Source organism: Enterococcus sp. DIV0970a (genome assembly GCF_051711265.1).
In the GTDB taxonomy this organism is placed as follows: Bacteria; Bacillota; Bacilli; order Lactobacillales; family Enterococcaceae; genus Enterococcus_D; species Enterococcus_D casseliflavus.
In genome coordinates this window covers 1-3,977 of the sequence record NZ_JBIOMF010000006.1, presented here as the reverse complement: position 1 = coordinate 3,977, position 3,977 = coordinate 1, and the positions used below count along the sequence as shown (strand labels likewise).

5 protein-coding genes are annotated in these 3,977 nt (G+C 35.2%); 1 reads left to right on the top strand and 4 read right to left on the bottom strand.

Translation table 11 applies throughout. The annotated features are described in order from the left end of the window. A partial coding sequence (locus IGK14_RS17415; RefSeq protein WP_438712830.1) for a rolling circle replication-associated protein occupies positions 1-575 on the bottom strand: 575 nt, incomplete at its 3' end. Between the two features lie 752 nt (positions 576-1,327). On the opposite strand from IGK14_RS17415, the gene IGK14_RS17410 reads away from it, so the two are divergent. Continuing rightward, entirely contained in the window at positions 1,328-1,594 is a 267-nt protein-coding gene (locus IGK14_RS17410; RefSeq protein ID WP_228074229.1) for a hypothetical protein, read from the top strand. Positions 1,595-2,422: 828 nt separating this feature from the next. On the opposite strand, the gene IGK14_RS17405 is transcribed toward IGK14_RS17410, so the two are convergent. Genes IGK14_RS17405 through IGK14_RS17395 form a run of 3 tightly spaced genes read right to left on the bottom strand, consistent with a single transcriptional unit; the run spans position 2,423 to position 3,949 of the window. Next, positions 2,423-2,878 (bottom strand): hypothetical protein, encoded by a 456-nt coding sequence (locus IGK14_RS17405; protein WP_228074228.1) that lies wholly within the window; start codon positions 2,876-2,878, stop codon positions 2,423-2,425. A 4-nt stretch (positions 2,879-2,882) separates the two neighbouring features. Continuing rightward, on the bottom strand, positions 2,883-3,344 hold the full coding sequence (locus IGK14_RS17400; protein ID WP_142972153.1) for an HTH domain-containing protein: 462 nt from the start codon (positions 3,342-3,344) through the stop codon (positions 2,883-2,885). 53 nt (positions 3,345-3,397) lie between these two features. Then, the gene (locus tag IGK14_RS17395; RefSeq protein ID WP_438712827.1) at positions 3,398-3,949 is read right to left on the bottom strand and encodes a hypothetical protein; all 552 of its coding nucleotides are present in this window, start codon (positions 3,947-3,949) and stop codon (positions 3,398-3,400) included. Positions 3,950-3,977 lie beyond the last annotated feature (28 nt).

Below are 3,977 nucleotides of genomic sequence, written 5' to 3'. Positions count from 1 at the left end.
GCAAAAGTCTCATTTGGAATATAAACACTTTTCAAATGCGGAAATTTTAGCAGCATATGAATATGCCAAGCCCCACGTCCTTGTGGTTCCAATACTTTTACAAATTCAAATTTACTCTTATTTTTAACGTTTAGCTTATACTTTTTGTTTTTCCCTTTTTTCTTATAAGCAATCTCTCTCACTTCACCATACTCATTGGCCATGTAATACTTCAATCGCTTGATAAACTTATCAAAATCAGCGGAAACCTTTCTCAAATCTTGCACATTATCAGCATAAGTCAGCGTTGTCCAAAGCTCATTTTTCTTCCCAGAAAAATTATTGTTTACCAAATACCCTAATTTTTTAAATGTTTTACGTAAGCTATCTAGATTTTGCCCCCGATTCTCAGAATGCGCAAAATCTTTAATTTCGCCTGTCTGTAAATCGACATATTGGTCTTTGGAAATTTTTTTGATCGGCGCAGACGTATTTTTATGAGATAAATATTGCACTTCAATAATTTCGCCCATATCAGTGACCGTCACATAGTCATCATTTTGGATAAAAGCGTCGATTTTTCTCATTTCTACCATGTCTGCACCTCCTCTGGCTACGCCTGCCGAATTCTTTTTCTCGTAATGTTTAGTTAAAATCAAGTTAATGGGTTTTCGGTCGCTACGCTCCCTACAACCCTTGCTAGAACGCTTGTTTTGCCTTTTCTCCCCTGGAGATCTACCGAGCTGCTGACGTGCACAGCACTCGCATTAGGCACGCTGGGAGCGTGCCAAGCGCAGCTAAAACACTCGATAGAATTAAGGCAACCCAAACAATCGCACAAGCAATCATTCTTACTTTTTGAACACAAAAAAATGCAAGAAATTGACGTCCTAGCTTCCCACCCTTGGTCAGCCATTCACTCAATATCTTGCATTCTTCTTCAAATGCCTATATAATATCTTCGAATGGTAGATAAAGGGGCTACTTTATCTATCTGTAACGTTAAGAGCCTAGGAACTCTTAACGTTTTTTTTTTTTGCGTTCTTTTTTCAGTCCTATCAAATTAAAATAAGTATACCGCTACCAACTAACCATGACAAGAAAAATCCGAAATATGTTTATTCCACGTTTCCTTGACAGCAGGTTCCCTTCCCCCCGTACCCCCTACGCTTTGTCGCAAATTCAGCTTCTGACTTGCTCTCGCTTCAGTATAACAGGGGGAAGCCTACTGTAAAGGAACTTTCGCGGCATAAAACGATCTTAAAACAAAAAAGAGAAAAATTAATTAGCGCGAGTTCATAGCTTTTTTTAACCAAAAACACATATCAAAGCAATATTTTTAATCTCATTGACATTTTCGTTTGAGTGTTTTAGTATATTTTTATTAAATGTAAAAAAAATAGGTGATATTATTAAAAAGAAGTTAGTGATTGTTTTTGGTTTACTTTCTATCGGCCTTACTTTTGCATCAACAATAGAAGCTAGTGCAAAAGAACTTGATGGCCCTGAATGCCCAGCAGGATATTACTTCAAAAAAGGTGGTTGGACTGCAGGCGGATTTACTAAAGCAGGGGGTTATTGTATTCCAATGGGAAATATTGGAAAAATTAGATAATTCTTTTAATAGGAGACATAATTGGTATGACAAATAGACAAAAATCGTGGTTGAATATCGCTCTGTGTATCTTCATACCGATTATAATTGGTTTAGTGGTTAAATTTTTTTTTCATGTCCCATTTGAAGTAGTGTTAACAATCTGTTATGCATTACTATTGTTTTTTTTAATGCCAACAGATAGTTTGTTTGGTGATATGTTAGACTATAATACTAAATCACTGAATCCAACATTCCGACCTCAGAAGAAAAAAATTAGCTCAAGTCTAAAAATAGAAATTATAAGGTTTGTTTTAGTTTTATTAGCATTGTTATTAAATTTAATAATTTGGTACACCAACGCTCAATAACAAAACGATTAAAACAGCTTAACAATACTTACTTTAATACCTTCTAAAATGAAGTCACAAAAGTAAAAAAATCCCTCCTATTAATACAGGAGGGATTTTTTAGTATAACCATAACTTAAAAATAATTTAGCTTCACACTGAAATAATTTGAAAAACTATGTTAAAAAATATTGGGTACATTTCAAACGCTCTTTGATCAAAAAAAGAAATCACTTCATCCTCATTCTCGTTACATTCGAAAATCCAAAGTAATCATCATGAAGAAAAAACAGAAAGAGCATAAGGTAAACGCACCACTCTCATGCTGAAAGTGGGAAAATAGGCTGTGCCTATTGCGTTTTGAAGAAAATAAATGTGATACCATAGTATAGTTTTTAGTAGTTGTCAGAGAGTTGTTGAGAGACTACCGAAGTAGTTATTTCTACAAAAAGTGGTCTCTAGCTACTACTATCGATCGTCCTTTTTGAAAGACGAATTGTTACAAATACTTCGCAACAATTTCATTATAAGTAAGCTTTTTTGATTCTTTTTTTTCTTCTTTTGGTTTCTCTTTTTTCACATTCAAAGGTCTTTTTACTGGTCTATTTTTTACTTTTTTTCGTCGGCTATTTGCCCATTTTCCTCTTTGTTGAGTCTTCACTTCTTTGTATTTTTCAGAACTTTCGAGATCAAAAATATCGACGTCCATCGTTTCCGCAAAACTATTTGAATAAATTAAAAGTTCATCTAAACGGTTTAAAAGTGCACGCATTTGAATATTTTCTTTTGTCTTTAACCGATACAATTCCAAAATAATATAGCGAATCAAGGCACTGTCCGTTGCCAAATCATCCACTGCTAACAGTTCTTTTAATTCTTCTAATGCGTCTCTATGTTCAGGATCAATATAAATTTGCAGCCGTTCTTTTGTCATTCCTTTTTTTCCTTCTTTCATTCCTCTATCGTTTCCAAATTTGCCACCATTTGCGTTTACGAAGCGTATCATTTTCCAAAAGTAATTGTTGCGTTTTCTCTTGCTGAAGCAAAAACGAATGCTGGTGATTTCTCAAGTCTTGTAATAGTTCCGAAATTAACTGATCTTTGATTTTTAATTGCTTATCTTTTTCTTCTAACTGTTTTTTTAAGACTTCAAATGTTTCTTCGACCGAAAAATCAGTTTGCGGTAACTTTGCACTCAAGTTATCGGTCAAGTTTGCAGTCAGGTTTGCACTTTTACTACTTTTGGAAAGCACGATTGATTCTCGAACAAGCTCAGCTATATCAACACTTAGAGTGATTTTCTGCCCCTTTTCAACCACCGGTAACCCACCGCAAACCTTGTGCACATGGTTTCTGACTGTAGTTTTCGATACATTCAACGCGTCTGATAGCTCTTTTATCGTTATTTTATCTTCTGTCAATGACACTCCCTACCTTTCTGTTTAAAAATAAAATTGTGCACAACCAAATAAACCTATGCGGTTCGATTTTTTAAACTTTCTTCTTTTGCTCGTTCTTGAAGCTCAAATTTATGTTCTAAAGCAAACAACTCTTGCTCCAAAGCGTCTCTGAGAACGCCAGATTTCGTTTCTAAGAGCATTGAACGATATCTGGTTATAGAAGCAAGCAATCCTCTTTTATCGGCTACACGCTTATTATATTGCTCTATAATAACGGTGTTCTCAAAATCGTGCTCTTCATCTTTGATTTGAATCGACTTACGAAGCGTTAAATTCTCATCTTTGAAGCCTAACGTCTCTCTAACATGCTTATATTTCATCGGGCGACGTTCAGGATAAACAATGCCTTTTGATTTGCTGAAAATGTTCATACCAGAAGGATACATGTGCAGACGACCACCTTTTATAACCGCCTTGCTTTCATCTGTCTTTGTGGTTTCGATCCCCTCAGAACCTTTTTGACGCAAGATCTCTTCATAATTTCTTTCATCATCTTCCACCAAAATATCGGTTAAATACGCACACAAATACGCACCTAAATTATCCGTTTTATCAATGCGTTTCACATCCACAAACCCATGAGACCAAAGATTC

Coding starts and splice junctions, on each gene's coding strand:
- IGK14_RS17405 (WP_228074228.1), bottom strand. CDS start 2,878: ATGAAAGAAGGAAAAAAAGGAATGACAAAAGAACGGCTGCAAATTTAT.